The sequence below is a fragment of the Acidovorax sp. BLS4 genome, assembly GCF_032929295.1.
GTDB lineage: Bacteria > Pseudomonadota > Gammaproteobacteria > Burkholderiales > Burkholderiaceae_C > Paracidovorax.
Window position 1 is genome coordinate 1,322,174 of the sequence record NZ_CP136797.1, and the last position, 21,212, is coordinate 1,343,385.

The following is a 21,212-nucleotide window of genomic DNA, read 5'->3' on the forward strand; positions in this document are numbered from 1 at the left end:
AAGGCACAGCAGTGTCCAGCACCATGCCAGTACGTCAGTCGTCCTCGATGCCGGTTCGCGCCGAGGCTCCCCGTACCACGCCGCCCCCGCGGTCGCCGCTCCTGTCGGGCGTGATGGCCGATCGGGTTTTCGGCTTTCTCGCCCGCGGTGCGGCCCTGCTCACGCTGGCGCTTCTCGTGGGTATTTTGTTGTCGCTCGTGGTCGGTGCCTGGCCCTCGATCGAGAAGTACGGCCTGACCTTCCTCACGCGCAGCGTGTGGGACCCCGTGCAGAACGACTACGGCGGCCTGGTGATGATCTATGGCACGCTCGCCACCTCGTTCATCGCGTTGCTCATCGCCGTTCCCGTGAGCTTCGGCATTGCGCTGTTCCTGACGGAACTCTCGCCCGCCTGGCTCAAGCGTCCCTTGGGCACCGCCATCGAGTTGCTGGCGGCGGTTCCCTCCATCGTGTATGGCATGTGGGGCCTGATGGTGTTCGGCCCCATTCTGGCCACCTGGGTCCAGCAGCCGCTGCAGTCGCTGTTCAGCGGTATTCCTTATCTGGGCGCCCTGGTGTCCGGCCCCCCGGTCGGTATCGGCATCCTTTCGGCCGGGATCATCCTGGCCATCATGATCATTCCGTTCATCGCAGCGGTGATGCGGGATGTTTTTGAAGTCACCCCTGCGCTGCTCAAGGAATCGGCCTATGGGCTGGGCTCCACCACCTGGGAGGTGGTGTGGAAGGTTGTGCTGCCCTACACCAAGACGGGTGTGCTGGGGGGCGTGATGCTGGGCCTCGGCCGTGCATTGGGCGAGACGATGGCCGTGACCTTCGTGATCGGCAACATGAACCAACTCAATTCGCTGTCGGTCTTCGAAGCCGCCAACAGCATTACCTCCGCACTGGCCAACGAGTTCGCCGAAGCCGGCGAAGGCCTGCATCAGGCCTCGCTCATCTACCTGGGCCTGGTGCTGTTCTTCATCACCTTCGTGGTACTGGCCCTGTCCAAGGTGCTGCTGTCTCGACTGCAAAAGAACGAAGGAACCCGCGCATGAGCACGTCTCAAACCCTCATCACGGCCGCTGAAATGGCGCAGGTGCGCCAGCGCCGCTACGACAGCCGCAAGCGTGTGAACAACATTGCCCTGACGCTCTCGCTCGCCGCCATGGTGTTTGGCGTGTTCTGGCTGGTGTGGATTCTCTGGGAAACCATCCGCCTGGGCATCGGCGGACTCAGCCTGGCGCTCTTCACCCAGATGACGCCCCCGCCCAACGAGGTCGGCGGCATCTCCAACGCCATCTTCGGCTCGCTCGTGATGGTGTCGCTCGCCACGTTCGTCGGCACCCCCATCGGCATCATGGCCGGTGTGTACCTTGCTGAATACGACACGCGCGGCTGGCTGGCCTCCACGACCCGCTTCGTGAACGACATCCTGCTCTCGGCACCCAGCATCGTCATCGGCCTGTTCGTGTACGCGGTGGTCGTGGCCCGGTTCAAAAGCTTTTCCGCCTATGCCGGTATCCTGGCGCTGGCGCTCATCGTGATTCCCGTGGTCATCCGCACCACTGAGAACATGCTGGTGCTGGTTCCTGCCAGCCTGCGCGAAGCGGCCTATGCGCTCGGAACGCCGAAGTGGAAGGTGATCACCATGGTGACGCTGCGGGCTGCCCGGGCCGGCGTGATCACCGGTGTGCTGCTGGCGGTGGCCCGCATCGCTGGCGAGACCGCACCGCTGTTGTTCACGGCGCTCAACAACCAGTTCTGGAATGCCGACCTGGGCAAGCCCATGGCCAGCCTGCCGGTCACCATCTTCAAGTTCGCCATGAGCCCTTACGAGAACTGGCAGCAGCTCGCCTGGGCAGGGGTGTTCCTGATCACCGTCGCCGTCCTCGGCCTCAATATCCTGGCCCGCGTGCTCACGCGCCAGAAGTAAGCAATACAAGGAAGACACCATGCCCTCCCCAACGCCCGCTGTGTCCGAGACGCCGAAGATCACGGTCCGCGACCTGAATTTCTACTACGGCAAGTTCCACGCCCTCAAGGGCATCAACCTCGATATTCCGGAGAAGAAGGTCACTGCCTTCATCGGTCCGTCGGGCTGCGGCAAGTCCACCTTGCTGCGCACCTTCAACCGCATGTTCGAGCTGTATCCCGAGCAGCGCGCCGAAGGCCAGATCGTGCTGGACGGTGAGAACCTGCTCACCAGCAAGCAGGACGTGGCGCTGATCCGTGCCAAGGTCGGCATGGTGTTCCAGAAGCCCACGCCGTTTCCCATGTCGATCTACGACAACATCGCGTTTGGCGTGAAGCTCTTCGAGAGCCTGAACGCCACCGACATGGACGACCGCGTGGAGTGGGCGCTGCGCAAGGCGGCCCTGTGGAATGAAGTGAAGGACAAGCTGCATCAGAGCGGCTCCGGCCTGTCCGGCGGGCAGCAGCAGCGGTTGTGCATCGCCCGTGGCATTGCCATCAAGCCCGAAGTGCTGCTGCTGGACGAACCATGCTCGGCGCTGGACCCCATTTCCACCGCCAAGGTCGAAGAGCTGATTGCAGAACTCAAGAACGACTACACCGTGGTCATCGTGACGCACAACATGCAACAAGCTGCGCGCTGCAGCGACTACACGGCCTACATGTACCTCGGCGACTTGATGGAGTTCGGCGAAACCGAACAGATGTTCTTCAAGCCGCAGCGCAAGGAAACCGAGGACTACATCACCGGCCGGTTCGGCTGAGGAGCGACAACATGCCCGACAAGCACCTTTCTTCGCAGTTCGACAGCGAACTCAACAGCATTTCCGCCCGCGTCATGGAACTGGGTGGGTTGGTGGAATCGCAGATCCGCCAGGCCATCTACGCACTCTCGCAGTTCAGTGTGGAAGCCGCCGACCAGGTGGCTGCCACCGAGCACCGCGTGAACGCGATGGAAGTGGAGATCGACCACGAGCTGTCGTCCATCATCGCGCGCCGCCAGCCAACCGCGCGTGACCTGCGCCTGCTGATCGCCTTCTCCAAGGCCACCGCCAATCTTGAGCGCATGGGCGACGAGGCCAACAAGATGGCGCGCATGGTGAAGTCCATCATCGAAAGCGGCTCTGCCCGGCTGCTGCCCACCAGCGATCTGCGGGTGGCGGCAGATCTGGCCTCCGGCCTGCTGCGCAAGACGCTGGATGCCTTTGCCCGCCTGGACACCAAGGCGGCCGTGGCGATCCTCAAGGAGGATGACCTCATCGACAAGGAATTCGACGGCTTCGTGCGCAAGCTCATCACCTACATGATGGAAGACCCGCGCACCATTTCGGCCAGTCTGGACCTGCTCTTTCTCGCCAAGGCGATCGAACGCATCGGTGACCACTCCAAGAACGTTGCCGAACTGATCATCTACCTCGTCAAAGGCAAGGACGTGCGCCATACTGCACTGGACCAGATCGAGTCCGCCGTGCTTTGAAGGGCGGTGCATAGCCATGAAGAGACTTCCCCGTGTACTCATCGTCGAGGACGAACCCGCGATCGCCGAACTGATTGCGGTCAACCTGCGGCACAACGGCTTTCAGCCGATCTGGTCGGAAGACGGCGAATCCGCCCAGCGCGAGCTGGACGCGGTGCTGCCCGACGTGATCCTGCTGGACTGGATGCTTCCCGGCCAAAGCGGTCTCACGCTCGCCCGCAAGTGGCGCGCCGATGCGCGCACCAAGCCCATCCCCATCCTCATGCTGACGGCGCGCGGCGATGAGCCGGACAAGGTCGCTGGCCTGGATGCCGGTGCCGACGACTACATCACCAAGCCGTTTTCCACCCAGGAGCTGCTGGCGCGCATCCGCGCCGTGCTGCGCCGCCGTGCGCCCGAACAGGTCAGCGACAGCGTGACCATCGGCGAATTGACGCTGGACGCCGCCACCTACCGCGTGACCTTCCAGGGGCAGCAACTCAAGATCGGTCCGACCGAGTTCAAGCTGCTGCACTACCTGATGAAGCACCCCGAGCGCGTGCACAGCCGTGCGCAGTTGCTGGACAAGGTGTGGGGCGACCACGTCTTCATCGAAGAGCGTACCGTCGATGTGCATGTCAAGCGCCTGCGGGAGGCCCTGGGCGTGGCCGGCGCCATGGTGGAAACGGTGCGTGGCGCGGGGTATCGGCTCACCGCTCAGCCGCCGGCACTGATGCGGGCTTGACGTTCGCTTTGCGGCGCCGGGCGCGCCGCGCCCTTTGACCCGTACTGCACGACATGGCTTGGCGCTTTTTCTTCTTTTTCTCCTTTCAGTTGGCGGGTCTGGCTGTGGGATGGTGGCAGGGCGGACCGTGGGGGGCGATGCTGGCGGCGGCTTTGGCGGCCTGGGTGTGGTTCATCTGGGATTTGTTGCGCGGCGCGCGCGTTGTGGCGTGGCTGCGTGAGGGCGATCTGGCCCGGGCGCCCAACCTGCGTGGCCTGTGGGGCGAGGCGGCCGATCGCGCGCGGCGGCTGCTGCGCCAAAGCCAGGCGGAAGTGGCCGCAAGCGACGCACGGCTGCAGGAAATTCTGGCGGCGCTCCAGGCCACGCCCAACGGCGTGGTGCTGCTGGACGGTGAGGGGCGCATCGAATGGTGCAATCACATCGCCGCCAGCCAGTTCGGGTTCGACGCGCAGCGCGACGTCATGCAATCCATCGGCAACCTGGTGCGCGATCCGGACTTCAGCGCCTACTATTCCAGCCAGGATTTTTCACACGATGTCGTGCTGCAAGGCCGCGACAGCACGGCCTCCCGGCCGGTGCGCATCTCGGTGCACCTCCACCCCTATGGCGACGGGCGCAAACTGCTGCTGTCGCGCGACGTGACGGCGCTCGAGCAGGCAGAAGCCATGCGCCGGGATTTCGTCGCCAACGTGTCGCATGAGATCCGAACCCCGCTCACCGTCTTGACCGGCTTTGTCGAGACGCTGCAAACGCTGCCGCTCTCCACCGAAGAGCGTTCGCGCTACCTGGGCATGATGTCTCAGCAGGCAGCACGCATGCAAAGCGTGGTGCAGGACCTGCTGACCCTGTCGCGGCTGGAAGGGAGCCCGTTGCCCGGCATCACCGAATGGACACCGGTGGAGGTGCTGCTGCGGCGTTGCGAGGACGAGGCCCGCGGCCTGTCCGCCTTGCTCACCCAGAACCAGCCCCGGCCGCACACGATCCAGTTCCCTTCGCTGGAAACCATGCGCGCGGCAGGCCAGCTGGGTGGGGTGCCGGCCGAGTTGCAGAGCGCTTTGTCCAACCTCATCGGCAACGCGGTCCGGTACACCCCTGCCGGTGGCTCCATCACCGTCGAATGGCTGACGCTGGAGGATGGCGGCGCACGCTTTACGGTGCGCGACACCGGCCCGGGGATCGAGGCGGTGCATCTGCCCCGTTTGACGGAGCGCTTTTACCGCGTGGACCGCAGCCGCTCGCGCGAGACCGGGGGCACGGGCCTGGGGCTGGCCATCGTCAAGCATGTCTTGCAGCGCCATTCGGCATCGCTCGACATTTCGAGCACGGTAGGGAAGGGCTCGGTCTTTTCCGTCACCTTTCCTGCGGGCCGGGTGCAGAGCCGCCGCCCGGTCACTGTGCTGGAGGCGGGAGCGGTTGCCCAGGCCTGAGCGCCCTGGCCAGCATCGTGACGAACACCATGGCGGTCGTGATGAGGGCCGCGGCACTGGCCCCCCAGAATGCCGACGGTGATCGAAGGGCCTCCCAGCCCAGGGCACCTTCGTAGGCCAGCAGGTAACCGCCGGTCAGTCCGCCGCCCCACAGCAGCACGCAATAGACGACCAGCGGCGCAAGCGTAATGCGGTAGCAGCGAAGGACGAAAACGCAGACCGTTTGCAGCGCATCTGCGACGTGATAGATCGATACCCAGACCAGCAGTGAGGCTGTGAGCCAGGCGACTTGGTCCGAAGACGTGTAGAACGGTGCGATATGCCCTTTTGCTATGAAAAGCATAGCTGCCAAGGCAATACTTATTCCGGCAGAGAGGCGAAAACCCATCCAGGCTGCCGCACGGGCGCGGGATTCGTCGCCCGACCCGCGCCAGAAGCTCACCCGTGCGCTGGTGGCAATGGACAACGACAGCGGCACCATGTACAGCACGGCGGTGAGGTTGGACGCGATCTGGTGCGCTGCTGCCGCGATGTTGCCTTGCCGGGCGATGAAGAGCGCCATCAGCGTGAATGACGTCACCTCCACCAAAATGGCCAGCCCCGCCGGGACGCCCAATTGGGCGAAGCGGCCGATCTGCGCCCAGTCCGGTTTTTCCAGCCGCCGCCACAGTTCGAGCGGCGTGTACAGCGGCTGGGTGTTCAGCAGCCAGGCCGCCACAACGAGCAACGCGTAGTTGACCACCAGGGTGGCCCAAGCGCAGCCTACTGCGCCCTGCGCTGGCAGCCCGGCACCGCCGAAGGTGAACCAGATCGACAAGGGAATCTTGACCAGCAGCGAGCCCACCTGCAGCCAGGTGACCAGCTGGGGGCGCCCCAGCGCCTGGTTGAGCGTGCTGTAGATCCGGAACAGAAGGGCCGGGGGCAGTGCCAGTGCCAGCACGCCCAGGTAGCTGCCCACCACGGTGCGCAGCGCTTCGGGTACCTGGGTCCACCGCAGGATGGCGCCGGGCGACACCAGCACCACGATGCCCATCGCGCAGGCGATGGCGCACAGGTACAGCGCCTGCCGCACCGTTCGGCCGATGCCTTCCCGTTCTCCCGCTCCGCGCTGCTCGGCCCAGACCGGCAGGAGGGCCTGCAGCGCGCCCATGAGCGCCACATAGATGCTGACGTAGATCGCCGACCCGATCGACAGGGCCGCCAGGGCGGCGGCGGAATGCCGGCCGGCCACGATGGTGTCCGTGACGCCGAACGCCATGACCGCCAGCTGCCCGGCCAGCACGGTGCCGGCATGCCGCGCGATGGTGGCGCGTTCGGACATTACCGCAGCGTGGCCGCGCGCCGCAGCACCAACAGTTGGTCGTTCTTGTCGGTGGGCCGGGGGAGCTGAGTCACTCGCGACCACTCTGGCGGCGAGGCAATATCGCCGCCGGGTGGCTGGGCTTCGCTGTCGGCCACCAGCCACTGGCAATCGGACGCAGCCGGCAGCCGGCGGCCGTCGGTCGGCTGCAGCGAAAGGCCGCCGTGGTATTGGAGCGCCGCCACCTGGGCGCGGCTCAGGCCATGGGTGATGATGCAGCCTGGCTGCGGGCCCAGCACGGCCATCAGGCTGTTGATCTGCGGGCGATAGCTGCGACCATAGTCGAGCAGTGGCAGCCAGAGCGTCATCAGCAGCAGCCAGCCCAGCGTGGCGCCGCTGGCAGGCAGCACCAGGCTCTTCCAGATCACGGCCCGGTCGCGCGAGGCACGCCACCACACGAGAGCGCACCATGCCGCGGTGGCGATCAGCGCGAGGGTGAAAGCAATCGCCGAAAAGTGTGGCACGAACGCGGGAGCCAAACGGGCCACGTTGGCCGCCGGTTTGGACGGCACGCCCGTCTGCAGCGACAGCCAGATCACCCAGATCGTGATGGCGGAAGCACTGAAGAAAAGCAGGGTGAACCAGTCGATCAGCGAAGCGATGGCGCGGCGCAGTGTGGGCAGCGCGAACGCCGCCAACGCCGCGAGGGCCGGCAGCCCCAGCAGCAAGGCGCGGTCGGCGGGCTGGGTGGTGATGGTGGCGCCCAGCGTGACCGCTGTGAACCACAACGGCAGCAGCAGATGGCGGTGCATGGCGCGGCTGGTGATCTGGTGGCGCCAGCGCCACAGGGTCCACAATGCCAACGGCCAGGCCGGCCACGCGAACCAGGTCAGCAGGCGCAGCAGGCTTTGCCAATCCTTCGCGCCCTCTGCGCTGCCCACGATGCGCCAGCGCCAGAGGTTCAGCTTCCAGGCCAGCAAGGCGGCCACCACCGTCAGGCCCAGCAAGGCCAGCGCCCAGGTGCGGCTCGAACGCGGTTCGTGGTCGGCTGTGCGCAGCACCAGCAAGGCGCTGCCCGCGCCGAGCAGGGCGGCCATGGTGGGCGCCCCGCTCAACACCAGTCCGATCAGCCCGAGCGCGGCGGCCGCCGTGGGCAGTGCGGTGCGATAGGGCAGGGCCGATGCCGCAAAGAACAGCAGGGCGGTGCAGGCCAGTTGGGTGAGATAGCTGGTGATCTCGTGCGACAGCTGCGCCAGGCCCAGGCAGGCTAGCAGGGCCAGCAATCCGCCGTCGGCCATGGCGCGGGCGTAGTCGGCGGGCAGGGCCTCGCCGCCGAATGCAAAAGCCACCGGCTGGGCACCCGGACTTTTTGCCAGGTAGTAAACGCCGTACCAGGTGGCTACGAGGGTGGCTGCCAGCAGGGCAATGAAGGGCAGCCGCGCTGCCATTTCCTGTGAAAGCCAGGAGGGCGCGATCTGCAGGGCCAGCGCCCCCAGCCAATAGGGCAGCAGGCCTTCCGTTTCGGGGGGCATTCCGGCCAGCGAAGGGGACAGCCACGCCGTTGTGCCGTGCGCCAGCTCGAGCATGTAGCCGAACGCGGTGACGTCGGCGTTCTTCCAGGGGTCTCGCATGACAAACCCGGGCACCACATACGCCAGGCACAGCAGCAAGAGCGCCCAGCGCGGCAGCGGGCGGACTGCGCCTTGGGTGACGATGGCAGGGGTGGGGTGGATCACTCGGCTCGTTCTGATGGCGGAAAAGGACGCCCGAGAATACGGGCAAAAAGACAAAGAAAAAGGCAGCGCGGTCGAGCCGGGCTGCCTTTCTTCAAACGGTGTTGTCGGCCTGCGGTAGCAGGCCGGCTGCCTTGCGGCACCGCAGGCCAGGGCCTGCACACATCGTTGTCCGCCGATTACTTCGCTGCGGTCGTCTTGCCGAAGCGGTTGCGGAACTTCTCCACGCGGCCGCCCATGTTGTCCACGGACTTTTGCGTACCGGTGTAGAAGGGATGCGATTCGCTGGAGGTGTCCAGCTTGAACAGAGGCAGTTCGCGTCCGTCATCGGTCTTGCCCATTTCCTTCGTGTTCACGCAGGAGCGGGTCACGAACTTGAAACCGTTGGACAGGTCCACGAACAACACTTCGCGGTAATTGGGGTGAATGCCTTCTTTCATGGCATGGTCCTTTCAGGGCTGCTGCGGTAGCCACGCCGCACCCATTGCGTCGCACTTTCCGCGGAAATTAGCCTTCGATTATTGCATAGGCCTGCCAAAGTGAGACCATTGCCATTCCAGAACTTCTCCAAAAGCCACGAATTGCGCCTCCTGCATACCTCCGACTGGCATCTGGGCCAACACTTCATGGGCCAGACACGACAAGCCGAACACCTGGCTTTCATCGACTGGCTGGCGCAGCAGGTCCGCGCGCAAGCGGTGGACGCCGTGATCGTGGCAGGCGACGTCTTCGATACCGGCGCCCCTCCAAGCTATGCGCGCGAACTGTACAACCACTGCGTGCTGGCGTTGCGTGACGCCGGGGCGCAATTCGTCGTGCTGGGCGGCAACCATGACTCCGTTTCCGTGCTCGGCGAAAGCCGCAGCTTGCTCGCGCATCTCAATACGCGGGTGGTGCCAGGCATGGCGGAGCGGCCCGAAGACCAGGTGCTGGTGCTCCAAACCCGCGCTGGCGTGCCGGGAGCGGTGCTGTGCGCCGTGCCGTTCTTGCGCCCGCGGGACCTGCTGCTGAGCCAGCCCGGGCAAAGCGCGGCCGACAAGCAGTTGGCGTTGCAGGCATCCATCCGTGCCCATTACCAGGCCTTGCATGCCCTGGCCGTCGAGCGCAGCGCCGCGCTGGGCGGCGTGCCCATCGTGGCGACGGGGCACCTCACCACCGTTGGCGCCAGCGCCAGCGAATCGGTGCGCGAAATCTATGTGGGCACGCTGGAAGCCTTTCCCACCAACGCGTTTCCACCGGCCGACTACATCGCCCTGGGCCACATCCATCAGCCGCAAAAGGTCGGAGGGCTAGAGCATGTGCGCTACAGCGGATCGCCGATACCGCTGAGCTTCGACGAGGCGCGCCAGCGCAAGGAAGTGCTGCTGGTCGATTTCGACCTGGCGGGCCTGAAGTCCGTGACGCCGCTGCCGGTGCCCTGCTTTCAGCCGCTGGCCAGCGTGCGCGGCCGCCTGTCGGAACTGCCGGCGGCATTTGCCGCTGCCGCCGGCAGCGCAAGCGACTCTTTACCGGTTTGGGTCGAGGTGGAAGTGGCCCATGACGACTACCTTGCCGATCTGCAGGTGCGCGTGGCCCAGATGGCGGAAGGCCTGCCGATCCAGATCCTGCGTGTGCGCAGGGCCCGCAATGTGCTTCCCACCGCGCTGGATGCCGCTGCGGGAGAAACCCTCGATGAACTGGGCCCCGCAGAAGTCTTTGCCCGCCGGCTGGCGGCCCAATCGCTCGAACCGGCACTGCAGGAGCGGCTTTCGGCGCTGTATCGGACCGTCCTGGCGGACCTGCAGGAAAGGCCCGCGCCATGAGAATCCTGAGCCTGCGCCTCAAGAACCTGAATTCGCTCAAAGGCGAATGGCGCATCGACTTCACCGCGGCACCTTTTGCCGGCAACGGCCTGTTCGCCATCACCGGCCCCACCGGGGCGGGCAAGACCACCCTCCTCGATGCGATCTGCCTGGCGCTCTACCACCAGACGCCGCGCATCGCTGGCGTGTCCCAAGGGGGCAACGAGGTCATGACCCGGCACACCGCGGAATGCCTGGCGGAAGTGGAGTTCGAAGTTCGCGGCGCCCGCTACCGGTCGTTTTGGAGCCAGCGCAGGGCACACGGCAAGCCCGATGGGGCCTTGCAGCAGGTGCAGGTGGAATTGGTGGCCCAGGTCCGCGGCGACGGCGGAGGCGAAATTTTGACCACCAGGGTGCAGGACAAGCTGCGCCAGACGGAAGTGCTCACCGGGCTCAATTTCGAGCGTTTCACCCGGTCCATGCTGCTCGCGCAGGGCGGCTTTGCGGCCTTCCTCGAAGCCAGCGCTGGCAAGCGTGCGGAGTTGCTGGAGGAGTTGACGGGGACCGATATCTACGGGCAGATTTCGCAGCGGGTGTTCGAGAGTGCACGGGACGCGCGCACGGTGCTGGAGCAACTGCGGGCCCGTGCCGGTGGCGTGGAGTTGCTGGACGAGGCCACGCGCGCCACGCTGGCGGGCGAAGCCGGCCGCCTTGCCTTGCATGCCGATTTGCTGCAGGCGCAGCGACAGGCCACCGCCCGCGAGCGCCAGTGGCTGGCGGACAAGGACCGCGCCCAGATGCGGCGTGACGAGGCGGTGCGGCATCGGGAGCAGGCCCAGGCCGAATGGGATGCCGGTGCCGAAGAGCGCCTGCGCCTTGCCGCCAGCGAGCCCGCTGCGCGGCTGCAGCCGGTCCATGTCGCATGGCAGGCCGCGCGGCACGATGCGGTGGCCGTGGTTCGGCAACGGGATGACGCGCAGGTGCGGCATGGTCAGGCGGTGGATCGCTGCGCCCAAGCGCTTCGCCAGGTGCAATGCGACAGCCAGCGCCTGGCCCGGTTGCGCGAAAACGAATGGCAGGATGTTGTGCGGGCCCGCCAGACGCTGTCCCAAGAACTCGCGGCGTTGCCCCAGCACGCCCAATTGGGGGAATGGTTGAGCGGATGGCGCGAGCAATTCGGCGCCCGTGCGCACCGGTTGCAGGCGATGGCCGAAACCCGGGCGCGCCAGGAAAAACAAGGCAGTGAGTGTCAGGCCCTGGAGGCACAACGCGCCGGCCATGAACAGGCATGCCAACGTGCTGCTGCGGCCTTGAACCAGGCGCAACAGGAGGCCGAGGCAGCGCGCCATGCCCATGAGCGCCTGACGATGGGGCGTGAAGAATCCGCATGGCGCGATGCCCCGTTGCAACTGCTGGAGCGCAGCCATGCCTGGGAGCGCCTGGGCCAGAGCCTGAGCGCATGGCAGCAATCCCGAACGCGCCAGGCGCAATGGATGGCGGCCCAGACGGAGCGGCAGCGGCAGGAGGCGGACGAAGCGCAGGCCGTGCAGTCGCTGCGCGATCGCTATGCCAGCCTGCACCGGCAAGTGCAGGACCAGGAAAAGCTCCTGGCGCAAGAGCAGCGCATTCAGGCCCTGGAGGCGCATCGCAGCCATTTGCAGCCGGGCGAAGCCTGTCCGCTGTGCGGATCGACCACCCATCCCGCCGTCGACGCCTACGAGGCGCTGGACGTTTCCGCGACCCAGTCCGCACTGGAGATGCTGCGCGCGCAGCGCGACGAGGTGACCGAGCAAGGGCAGGCGCGGCGCTCCCGCCTGGCCGCGCTGCAGGCGCAGAGCGATCAGGCGGCGCAGCAGATCGCCGAAGGAGAGCAGGCTTTGGCACAGTGGCTGGCGCAGTGGCAGGCATGTTGCGCGGCCACTGACTGGCCGGTGGATGCCGTGGACGCCCAGGCCATTGTCGATACCCAGGCCCGGTACGCGGCCGAGCTGGAAGCCGCGCAACAGCGATGGGCGGAGATCGTCCAGGCACGAACGCGGCTCGACGAGACGCTGTCCGCATGGCAACAGGCCGAACAGGCCGAGCGCGCGGCCCTGCAGCAGCGGGCCCTGTCGGACAAGGATCTGCAGGCGGCCCGAGGGCGTGCGGACGAGTTGGCGCGGCACCTCCAACAGCAGCAGAGCCAGCACGCTGAGGCCGAAGCGGCGCTGGCGAGCCAATTGCAAACGTTGGGCTACGCGCTGCCCAGCGATGGGGCGGACTGGCTGCAGCAGCGTGTGCAAGAACATCGCGCGTGGCAGGCGGCGCAAGCGCGCCTTCAGGCATTGGCGGCCAGTGAGTCGGCATTGAAACAGGTGGCCGACATGGCGGGGGAGGCCGCCCAGCGTTGGGCGGCCGTGGGAGCGTCTGGCACGCGGGCCGAGGTCGATGCCCTGCTGCGGGAAGATCCCGAATCCGGGCCCGCAGACTTGGCACAGGCAGTCGAACAAGCCGAGGCGCTCTGGCGTGCGGCAGAGAACGAGCTGGCCACGCTGCAAGGCATGCTGGAGTCCTTGCAGCGCCGGCATGCCGAGGTGCAGGTGGCCCAGGTCCAGGCCGAGCAGGATTGGGCGCAGGCGTTTTCGCTCAGCCCCTTCGCCGATGAAACCGCTTTTCACGCGGCGGGCATGGCCGAGCCGGAGCGCGAAGCGCTGCGCGCACGGCTGGGGCAGCGGCAGCAGGCGCTGACCGAGGCGAACGCCCTGCAGGCTGCCGCTGACGCAGCCTTGGCGGAGCTGCAAGCCCTGCCCCTCACCGAGCGGAGTTCAGAGGATCTGACCGCGCTGATGGCGCAGTGGGAGGCTGAGCTCACCTTGGCGCAGCAGCAGCAGGGTGCCATCGCGAGCCGGCTGCAAGACGATGCGCAGCGCCGCGATGGCTTGCAAGCGCTGTTGGCACAGATCCAGGCCCAGGAGACCGACCATGATCTGTGGCAGCACCTCAATGGGCTGATCGGCTCTGCCGATGGCGCCAAATACCGCAAGTTCGCTCAGGGCCTCACGCTGGACCACCTGGTGCATTTGGCGAATCGCCAACTGGGGCGGCTGCACGGGCGCTACCGGCTGGGCCGCCGCTCTGCGGGCGAACTGGAGCTGGAGGTGATCGACACCTGGCAGGCCGATGTGGCCCGCGACACCCGCACCCTGTCGGGCGGCGAGAGCTTTCTGGTGAGCCTGGCGTTGGCGCTGGCGCTTTCCGACCTGGTGAGCCACAAGGCCAGCATCGACTCGCTTTTTCTTGACGAGGGATTCGGCACGCTGGATGGAGAAACACTGGAGACCGCCCTGGATGCGCTCGACACCCTCAACGCCAGCGGAAAGACCATCGGCATCATCAGCCACGTGGAGGCCCTCAAGGAACGCATCCCCGTGCAGATTCGCGTGCACAAGGGCGTCGGCCTGGGCTACAGCGCGTTGGAGCGGCGATTCTCCGTGGGCTGAGCCGGCCGCGGTCCGTTGTACGCAGCGCGCGGCCGGATGAGCTGCCCGCTTTCGCGCTGCTCCAGCGCATGGGCCACCCAGCCGATGGACCGCCCGAGGGCGAACAGGCCGAAGGCCGCTCCTTCCGGAAGCGCCAGATGGCGCCGAAGGGCGACCAGCGCCAAATCGATCGAAGGCCGTTGGCCTGTCAAGGCCTGGGCCTCCGCGATCCAGCGCTGCAAGCGTTCGTTGTGCGGCAGCAGTGGGCGCAGCAGGCATTCGGCGCGCACATCCCCTTGCGGATAAAGGTGGTGGCCGAAGCCTGGCAGGTCCTCTCCCCGTGCCAGGCGCTGCCGCAGGCGTTGTTCTGGCACGGCGTTGTCCAACTCGTCCCAGAGGGCTTCCACGCGTGCGGTGGTGCCGCCGTGCTTGCTGCCCGTGAGCGCGGCCAGACCACCGATCACCGCGGCCCGCAGGCTCGCGCCAGTGGAGGCCACACAGCGGGCGGTGAAGCTGGACGCGTTGAGTTCGTGGTCGGCGCAAAGCACGAGCGCCTGGCGGATGAGGTCCGCCCCCTTGGGGTCCAGCCCCCATGCCGCGCCGCATTGTTGATGGATCGGGGCCGTTTGGGGTGCCGTGCCCAGCAGGCACGCGGCCAGCAGCCGCACCAGCGCACCGCATCCCTGTGCCAGCCGCTCGGGCGACGTCTGCCACACAGCGGTGTGGACGTCCTCGCTGCCCGCGGCAAAGAGCGGCAGCAGCTTGTCTTCGGGCCGCAGCCCGGCCAGACAGGGCTGCAATGCCGCCATGGCCCGGGGCCAGGCAGGCGTGTCGGAGCCGAAAGCGGATGCGGTGGGCCAGCGCCACAGCCGGGCTGCGAGGTCTTCCACGGTGCAGGCGGCTGCCAGCGGGATGGCGTTTTCTCCACGGTAGTAAAGCTGCCCATCCTCGATCAATGTGATGGAGGACTCCAGCACCGGCAAGCCCCAGTCCAGCGCCGCCTTGACCACCTCCTTCGGCTTGCGGCCCCGCGTGCGCTGGCCGGCGAGCCGTTCCACGTCCTGCTGCAGGTATCGGCTCTCGCGGGTGCTGTCTCCCGCGTGGGCTGGCAGCAGGCCCCGGCTCACATAGGCGTAGAGCGTCTGTCGGGAAACACCGAGGCGGGCAGCGGCCTCAGGGGCGGAGAGGTAGACAGGCATCGGGACTCCTGGTGTGGAATGGTTTCATGTTGAAAATATAAATCAATATTGACAATTTAATGGGTTGATCTAGTCTGATGCATCGTTTTTGAGGCCTGCCATGTCCACCCATTCCTCCGCTCCTTTGCCCCCTTCTGCGTCACTCACCCATTTCGCGCGCACGCTGTGGAAGGGCCTGGGCGGCACAACCGATCCGATGGATGCGCTGTCTTTCACGGGCGCTGGGCAATTGCCATCGGTCTTTCCCGTGACCGACCTGGCCAGTGCCTCGATGGCGGTGGCCGGTCTCGCATTGGCGGAGGTCGCGGCACCTTCCCGCGCACTGGTGCCGCAGGTTCGGGTGGATCGGCGGCTGGCGTCCTTCTGGTTCGGTGGATCGTTGCGTCCGATCGGCTGGGCCCTGGCACCGCTGTGGGATGCCATCGCAGGCGACTACCAAGCTGCGGATAGATGGATCCGCTTGCACACCAATGCGCCGCACCACCGTACCGCGGCGCTGGCGGTGCTCGGCGGGGTGACGGACCGGGAGTCGGCGGCCCAGGCGGTCGCTCGCTGGCGTGCGAGCGATCTGGAGTCCGCCATCGTGGAGCAGGGCGGTTGTGCCGCGGCCATGCGAAGCCTGGACGAATGGTCATCCCATCCGCAGGGAGAGGCTGTCCAGGCGGAGCCTTTGCTCCACGTGGCCTTTGGCGCGCAGGGGCCCGAGCGCGCCTGGGTGGGAACGACGCAGCGCCCGCTGCATGGCGTGCGTGTGCTGGACCTCACCCGCATCCTGGCGGGGCCAGTGGCGACGCGTTTCCTCGCCGGCTTTGGTGCCGAGGTCCTGCGCATCGACCCGCCGGGCTGGGAAGAGCCCGGCACCGTGCCCGAGGTGGTTTTGGGCAAGCGCTGCGCGCGCCTGGACCTTCGGCACGCCGCCGACCGCGCGGTGTTCGAGCATTTGCTGCGCCAGGCCGACGTGTTGGTACACGGGCTGCGGCCACAGGCCCTGGAGCGGCTGGGGCTGGGCGTTTCGTGGCGGCGCGCGGTCCATCCCGGATTGATCGACGTATCGCTTGACGCCTACGGGTGGAGCGGCCCGTGGCGCGGACGCCGGGGTTTCGACAGCCTCATCCAGATGAGCACCGGCATTGCCGAGGAAGGCATGCGCCGGACCGGGCGGCAGGTGCCGGTGCCACTGCCCGTGCAGGCCATCGACCATGCCACCGGCTACCTGATGGCGGCCGCGGCCCTGAAGGCGCTGGCGCACCGCCGGCAGACCGGTCAGGGCTGCGAGGTACGGGCGTCGCTGGCGCGAACCGCCCACTGGCTGGCACAGGCGCCGTCGTCGCTGGACCGGGAGCCGCTGTTGCCCGAGGCCTTGCATGACCAGTCTCCGGAGATCGAAGCCACCGCCTGGGGGCCAGCTAGGCGCTTGCTGGCGCCGCTGTCCATCGAAGGCATGGCGATGCACTGGGAATTGGCTGCACCTGCACTGGGATCGTCCGCCGCGGCGTGGTCCGGTACTTGACGGAAAAGGGCGCTGCCTTCAGCAAAAAGCCCCGCAGGCCGGATGGCCTGCGGGGCTTTTGGATGTACACGAGAGCGGCGCAAGCCACCAAGTACGGACGGCAAAAAATCAACCGCCGCGGCGCATCATGTCGAAGAAGTCCACATTGGTCTTCGTCGCCTTCATGTTCTTGATCATGAGCTCCATCGACTCGATCTCGTCCATGTTGTACATGAACTGGCGCAGGATGCGGGTCTTTTGCAGGATCTCGGGCGGCAGCAGCAGCTCTTCGCGGCGGGTGCCGCTCTTGTTGAGCTCGATGGCCGGGAACACGCGCTTTTCGTACAGGCGGCGGTTCAGGTGGATTTCGCTGTTACCCGTGCCCTTGAATTCTTCGAAGATCACTTCGTCCATGCGGCTGCCGGTGTCGACCAGCGCCGTGGCGATGATGGTCAGCGAACCGCCTTCTTCCACCTTGCGCGCCGCGCCGAAGAAGCGCTTGGGGCGCTGCAGCGCAGCGGCATCCACACCGCCCGACAGCACCTTGCCGGAGGAGGGCACCACGTTGTTGTAGGCACGGGCCAGGCGCGTGATGGAGTCCAGCAGGATCACCACGTCCTTCTTCAATTCGACCAGGCGTTTGGCCCGCTCGATCACCATCTCGGCCACGTGCACATGGCGTGCGGCAGGCTCGTCGAAGGTGGAGGCGATGATTTCGCCCTTCACGGTGCGCTGCATTTCGGTCACTTCTTCAGGGCGCTCGTCAACGAGCAGGACCATGAGGTGAACGTCGGGGTTGTTGGCGGTGATGGCGTGCGCGATGTGCTGCATCATCATCGTCTTGCCGCTCTTGGGCGGTGCGACGATCAGTGCACGCTGGCCGCGGCCGATGGGGGCGATGATGTCGATGATGCGGCCGGTGATGTTCTCTTCGCCCTTCATGTCCCGCTCGAGCTTCATTTGCTCCTTGGGGAACAACGGCGTCAGGTTCTCGAACATGACCTTGTGCTTGTTCTGCTCCGGCGGGCCGCCGTTGACCGCGTCGAGCTTGGTCAGCGCAAAGTATCGCTCCCCGTCCTTGGGGGTGCGCACTTCGCCTTCGATCATGTCGCCGGTGTGCAGGTTGAAGCGCCGGACCTGGCTGGGCGAGATGTAGATGTCGTCGGTGCTGGCGGTGTAGCTCGTGTCGGGGCTGCGCAGGAAGCCGAAGCCATCCGGCAGGATTTCCAGCACACCGTCGGCGAAGACCTGCTCACCGGCCTTTGCGCGCTTCTTGATGATCGCGAACATCAGCTCCTGCTTGCGCATGCGCCCGGTGTTCTCGATCTCCAGCTCTTCGGCCTGCTTGAGCACTTCGGACACGTGCAGTGCCTTGAGTTCGTTTAAATGCATGGGGTGACTCCTGAACGGAGCGGATTTGAATCAGGGGGGAGGCCGGGAGCCGGGCTGCCGCTGTTTGCGGACCTCGGATGGCCTGGGGATCTGGAACCGGCCGCCAGTGCATGCGGACGCGATGATCTGCGGCGATTATGACAGGAAAAAAAACCGGTTTGCCAAGGCCCGGGCAGCAAGATGGCTGCCATCGAACAATGCTTGCGGGCGGGGTGGCGTGCTGCGGACCAGGCCGCCGCCCGCGCCAGCCCCGAAAGCCACCAATCAGGCCAGTTGCTGGTCGATGAACGCGGTGAGCTGCGTCTTGCTCATCGCGCCAACCTTGGTGGCGGCCAGCTGGCCGTCCTTGAACAGCATGAGGGTCGGGATGCCGCGGATGCCGAACTTGGCAGGCACTTCGCGGTTCTCGTCCACATTCATCTTGGCGACGGTCAGCTTGTCTTTGTAGGTGTTGGCGACTTCGTCCAGGATGGGCGCGATCATTTTGCAGGGGCCGCACCATTCGGCCCAGTAATCCACCAGCACCGTGGTGCCCGGTTGCAGCACATCGGTTTCAAAACTGGCGTCGGAAAGGTGTTTGATGAGTTCGCTTGCCATGGCACATTCCTTTGTGGAGCAAGTTGAGGTGGGCGGGTCCGGATAAAGTCAGGGGATTGTGACAGAAAGATATTTCCCGCCCCACGGTGTGGCCGCGGCCTCCACCGCTATGACAGTCATAGCGAAAAACGATGCGCCCGGCAGCGTTTGGGGCCCGGTGCTGGACCGGGTGCAGGTCCACATCCGGCGCACTGGCGCGCACCCCGCGGCCACCGTGGTGCTGGTGCCGTACGCCCAGCTCATGGCCGAGGCGCAGCGCGAATGGGCGCGCTGCGTGCCCGACGGCTTCGCGCCGCGTTTCGAGACCACCCGGAACTGGGCCTCCCGCATCGCCCCTTTCGTGCCGGAAGGCGACGATCTCTCGCACGACATGGGGCGCGACACCCTCACGGCGCGCGCGTTGCTCGACCGGGTCGGCCTGACCGAGCAGCGCGACGTGCTGGCCGCGCCGCTGCTGGAGGCGGCGGCCCAATTGGCCAGCGTCGTCTGCGCCGTGCCGCCGTCCGAGCGCGACGCTTGGGCGGTGGGCGCGCGCGAATCGATGCCCACCGCAGGCGACGGCGCGGCACTGCGCTACGAGGCGGCGGTGGCGCGCATCGCCCTCGAATGGGTGCTGGCCTCCCGCCACGCAACGGACGTGCTGTTCGAGCCGGGCACGCGATCGGCCGTGGATGCGCTGGTGGTGCTCGGCGGCTTTCAGGCCGATCCGCTGGCCAAGACGCTCTGCACCCGGTGGGGCGACCGCGCGCTGTCCCTGCCGCTCGGTGAGCCGCGTGAAACGGCGCTTCCCGCGCTCGGCGAGGTGTTCCTGCACGAGGCCGCCGATGCCGAGGATGAAGCCCAACGCGCGGCGGCGTGCGTGCTGCACCGCCTGGCGCAGGGCCAGGCTCCGCTGGCCCTGGCCGCGATCGACCGGGCCTTGACGCGCCGCATCAGCGCGCTGTTGCAGGGCCGCGGGGTGGCCGTGCACGACGAAAACGGCTGGACCTTGTCCACCACGCGCGCGGCGTCCCATGCCATGGTGGCGCTGCGGGCATGTGCCTGGAACGCCTCCGCCGACGCGGTGCTGGACTGGCTCAAGCACGTGCCGGCCGCCAGTCCCCAGGCGGTGGGCGCGGCCGAGAAATGGCTGCGCAGGGCCGGCACCGGCCACTGGTCGGCCATCGAGGAACGCAGCGATGCCATGCCGCCTGCAGCGGCTGCAGTGCAAGCGCTCATCGCTCAGGTACAGGCCTGGCGCACGCCGTGGCAGGCCGCGAGGCCGTTGGCGGCATGGCTGGCCGCATTGCGCGAACTGTTGCAGGCAACGGGGCAATGGGAGGCGCTGCAGGCCGACGCGGCGGGGGAGCGCGTGCTGGCGGAGCTGCGGCTTCAGGACGGGTTGCCTTCCGATCTGGAGGGGCTGGCAAGCGCCGGGCGGCCCATGGCGCTGGCCGAGTTCACGCGCTGGGTGGACGAGGTGCTCGAAGCCGCACGCTACCGGCCCGGCCACGACGGCAGCGCCTCGGTGTTCGTCGTGCCGCTGCCGCAGATCCTGGCGCGCCCGTTCGCCACGCTGGTGGTGCCCGGCTGCGACGAAAAGCGCCTGCCGCCCGCTCCGGAGCCCCCCGGCGCCTGGACCCGGGCGCAGCGCGAGGGCCTGGGCCTGCTCACCCGCGAGGCGCTGGAGGCCGCCCAGCGCGCGGCCTGGCGCAATGCCTTGTGCACCGCCCACGTGGATGTGCTGTGGCGCAGTGGCGACGAGGGCGGCGAGCCTTTGCTGGCCAGTCCGCTGGTGCTGGCCCTGCCGCTGGACGGGCAGGCCCGCGCCGGCACCGATCCGCGAAGTGCGCGCGAAGTGCCGCTCGCACCCGTGCCCCGGCCGATGCCGACGGGCGAGGCCCTGCCCGTGCTGCAGTTGTCCTCCACCGCCTACTCCGATCTGCGCCACTGCCCCTACCGCTTCTTCGCGCTGCGCCAGTTGGGCCTGCAGGAATCCGACGAGCTGGGCGCCGAAGTGGGCAAGCGGGATTTCGGCAACTGGCTGCATGCCGTGCTCCAGCACTTCCACGAGGCTCTGCAGGCGGCGCCCAACGAAGCCTTGCCGGCGCGCCGCGCGCTCATGGATGCCGCGGCCGAGGCCGTTACCCGTGCGCAGCGGCTGGCGTCGGGCGAGTTCCTGCCGTTCGCCTCCGGCTGGCCGGCCCTGCGCGACGGCTACCTTCGCTGGCTGCAGGACCACGAAGGGCAGGGCGCTGCCTTCCGGCAGGCCGAGGTGCGCTCGGCGCAGTCGCTCGGTCCGCTCCAACTGGTGGGACTGCTCGACCGCATCGATACCGTCCGCTCCGGCGTACCGGGCGAAGCACCGACCGTGCTGGTGATCGACTACAAGACCGAGAACGAAGCCGTCACCCGCAAGCGCCTGGCCGCCGGTACCGAGGACACACAACTGGCGTTCTATGCCGCGCTGCTGCACGACGACCACCTGCGCGCCGCCTACGTGAACGTGGGCGAGCGCGGCGACACGCGGACCTTCGAGCAGCCCGACATCGTGGCCCTGCGCGACCAGCTGGTGGACGGCATCCTGCACGACTTCGAACGCATCGCTGCCGGTGCCGCCATGCCGGCGCTGGGCGAGGGCGCCGTGTGCGACTACTGCGCTGCGCGCGGCCTGTGCCGCAAGGATTTCTGGGCATGAAGAAC

At 67.0% G+C, this 21,212-nt stretch carries 16 protein-coding genes; 10 read left to right on the forward strand and 6 right to left on the reverse strand.

Annotated elements, in window-relative coordinates:
• The first annotated feature begins 23 nt into the window (after nucleotides 1-23).
• Genes pstC through phoR form a run of 6 tightly spaced genes read left to right on the forward strand, consistent with a single transcriptional unit; the run spans nucleotide 24 to nucleotide 5,581 of the window.
• A complete protein-coding gene (gene pstC / locus R1Z03_RS06095; RefSeq protein WP_272569680.1) occupies nucleotides 24-1,037 on the forward strand; it encodes a phosphate ABC transporter permease PstC in 1,014 nt (337 codons plus the stop codon).
• Nucleotides 1,034-1,915: a phosphate ABC transporter permease PstA gene (gene pstA / locus R1Z03_RS06100; RefSeq protein WP_272568960.1), complete on the forward strand. Its 882-nt coding sequence runs from the start codon at nucleotides 1,034-1,036 to the stop codon at nucleotides 1,913-1,915. Before pstC ends, pstA begins: the two co-directional genes overlap by 4 nt.
• Before the next feature lie 19 nt (nucleotides 1,916-1,934).
• Nucleotides 1,935-2,717, forward strand: coding sequence for a phosphate ABC transporter ATP-binding protein PstB (pstB, locus tag R1Z03_RS06105; RefSeq protein WP_272547864.1), 783 nt, complete (start codon nucleotides 1,935-1,937; stop codon nucleotides 2,715-2,717).
• 11 nt (nucleotides 2,718-2,728) lie between these two features.
• On the forward strand, nucleotides 2,729-3,430 hold the full coding sequence (gene phoU / locus R1Z03_RS06110; RefSeq protein WP_272547863.1) for a phosphate signaling complex protein PhoU: 702 nt from the start codon (nucleotides 2,729-2,731) through the stop codon (nucleotides 3,428-3,430).
• A gap of 16 nt (nucleotides 3,431-3,446) precedes the next feature.
• Nucleotides 3,447-4,154, forward strand: a complete 708-nt coding sequence (phoB, locus tag R1Z03_RS06115; protein WP_272568962.1) for a phosphate regulon transcriptional regulator PhoB — start codon at nucleotides 3,447-3,449, stop codon at nucleotides 4,152-4,154.
• A 53-nt stretch (nucleotides 4,155-4,207) separates the two neighbouring features.
• Nucleotides 4,208-5,581 (forward strand): phosphate regulon sensor histidine kinase PhoR, encoded by a 1,374-nt coding sequence (gene phoR, locus R1Z03_RS06120; protein WP_317357764.1) that lies wholly within the window; start codon nucleotides 4,208-4,210, stop codon nucleotides 5,579-5,581.
• Here phoR and R1Z03_RS06125 read toward each other — a convergent pair.
• The 3 genes from R1Z03_RS06125 to R1Z03_RS06135 form a co-directional block, all read right to left on the reverse strand.
• Nucleotides 5,544-6,902 carry an MATE family efflux transporter gene (locus R1Z03_RS06125; RefSeq protein ID WP_317357766.1) on the reverse strand — a complete coding sequence of 453 codons (1,359 nt, stop codon included), beginning with the start codon at nucleotides 6,900-6,902 and terminating at the stop codon, nucleotides 5,544-5,546. The genes phoR and R1Z03_RS06125 overlap by 38 nt on opposite strands.
• Nucleotides 6,902-8,617, reverse strand: a complete 1,716-nt coding sequence (locus tag R1Z03_RS06130; protein ID WP_317357767.1) for a hypothetical protein — start codon at nucleotides 8,615-8,617, stop codon at nucleotides 6,902-6,904. The genes R1Z03_RS06125 and R1Z03_RS06130 overlap by 1 nt, the downstream gene beginning before the upstream one ends.
• A 176-nt stretch (nucleotides 8,618-8,793) precedes the next feature.
• On the reverse strand, nucleotides 8,794-9,054 hold the full coding sequence (locus R1Z03_RS06135) for a type B 50S ribosomal protein L31 (RefSeq protein ID WP_272568968.1): 261 nt from the start codon (nucleotides 9,052-9,054) through the stop codon (nucleotides 8,794-8,796).
• A gap of 141 nt (nucleotides 9,055-9,195) precedes the next feature.
• Here R1Z03_RS06135 and sbcD point away from each other — a divergent pair, with 141 nt between their 5' ends.
• Together sbcD and R1Z03_RS06145 are read left to right on the forward strand one after the other, a co-directional pair.
• Nucleotides 9,196-10,416, forward strand: a complete 1,221-nt coding sequence (gene sbcD, locus R1Z03_RS06140; protein WP_317357770.1) for an exonuclease subunit SbcD — start codon at nucleotides 9,196-9,198, stop codon at nucleotides 10,414-10,416.
• A complete protein-coding gene (locus R1Z03_RS06145) occupies nucleotides 10,413-13,874 on the forward strand; it encodes an AAA family ATPase (RefSeq protein ID WP_317357772.1) in 3,462 nt (1,153 codons plus the stop codon). Before sbcD ends, R1Z03_RS06145 begins: the two co-directional genes overlap by 4 nt.
• Here the strand turns inward: R1Z03_RS06145 and R1Z03_RS06150 are convergent.
• On the reverse strand, nucleotides 13,838-15,052 hold the full coding sequence (locus R1Z03_RS06150) for a citrate synthase family protein (protein ID WP_317357774.1): 1,215 nt from the start codon (nucleotides 15,050-15,052) through the stop codon (nucleotides 13,838-13,840). The two genes, R1Z03_RS06145 and R1Z03_RS06150, sit on opposite strands and share 37 nt — an antisense overlap.
• 100 nt (nucleotides 15,053-15,152) lie before the next feature.
• Between R1Z03_RS06150 and R1Z03_RS06155 the strand changes: the two genes are divergently transcribed.
• On the forward strand, nucleotides 15,153-16,562 hold the full coding sequence (locus R1Z03_RS06155) for a CoA transferase (RefSeq protein WP_372588237.1): 1,410 nt from the start codon (nucleotides 15,153-15,155) through the stop codon (nucleotides 16,560-16,562).
• A 108-nt stretch (nucleotides 16,563-16,670) separates the two neighbouring features.
• Here R1Z03_RS06155 and rho read toward each other — a convergent pair whose 3' ends face one another.
• Both rho and trxA read right to left on the reverse strand, forming a co-directional pair.
• A complete protein-coding gene (gene rho / locus R1Z03_RS06160) occupies nucleotides 16,671-17,933 on the reverse strand; it encodes a transcription termination factor Rho (protein ID WP_272547856.1) in 1,263 nt (420 codons plus the stop codon).
• Nucleotides 17,934-18,197: 264 nt separating this feature from the next.
• Complete coding sequence (gene trxA / locus R1Z03_RS06165; RefSeq protein WP_272568977.1) at nucleotides 18,198-18,530, reverse strand: thioredoxin TrxA; 333 nt, start codon at nucleotides 18,528-18,530, stop codon at nucleotides 18,198-18,200.
• A 109-nt stretch (nucleotides 18,531-18,639) separates the two neighbouring features.
• Here trxA and R1Z03_RS06170 point away from each other — a divergent pair, with 109 nt between their 5' ends.
• A complete protein-coding gene (locus R1Z03_RS06170) occupies nucleotides 18,640-21,207 on the forward strand; it encodes a PD-(D/E)XK nuclease family protein (protein WP_317357777.1) in 2,568 nt (855 codons plus the stop codon).
• The last annotated feature ends 5 nt before the right edge of the window (nucleotides 21,208-21,212 follow it).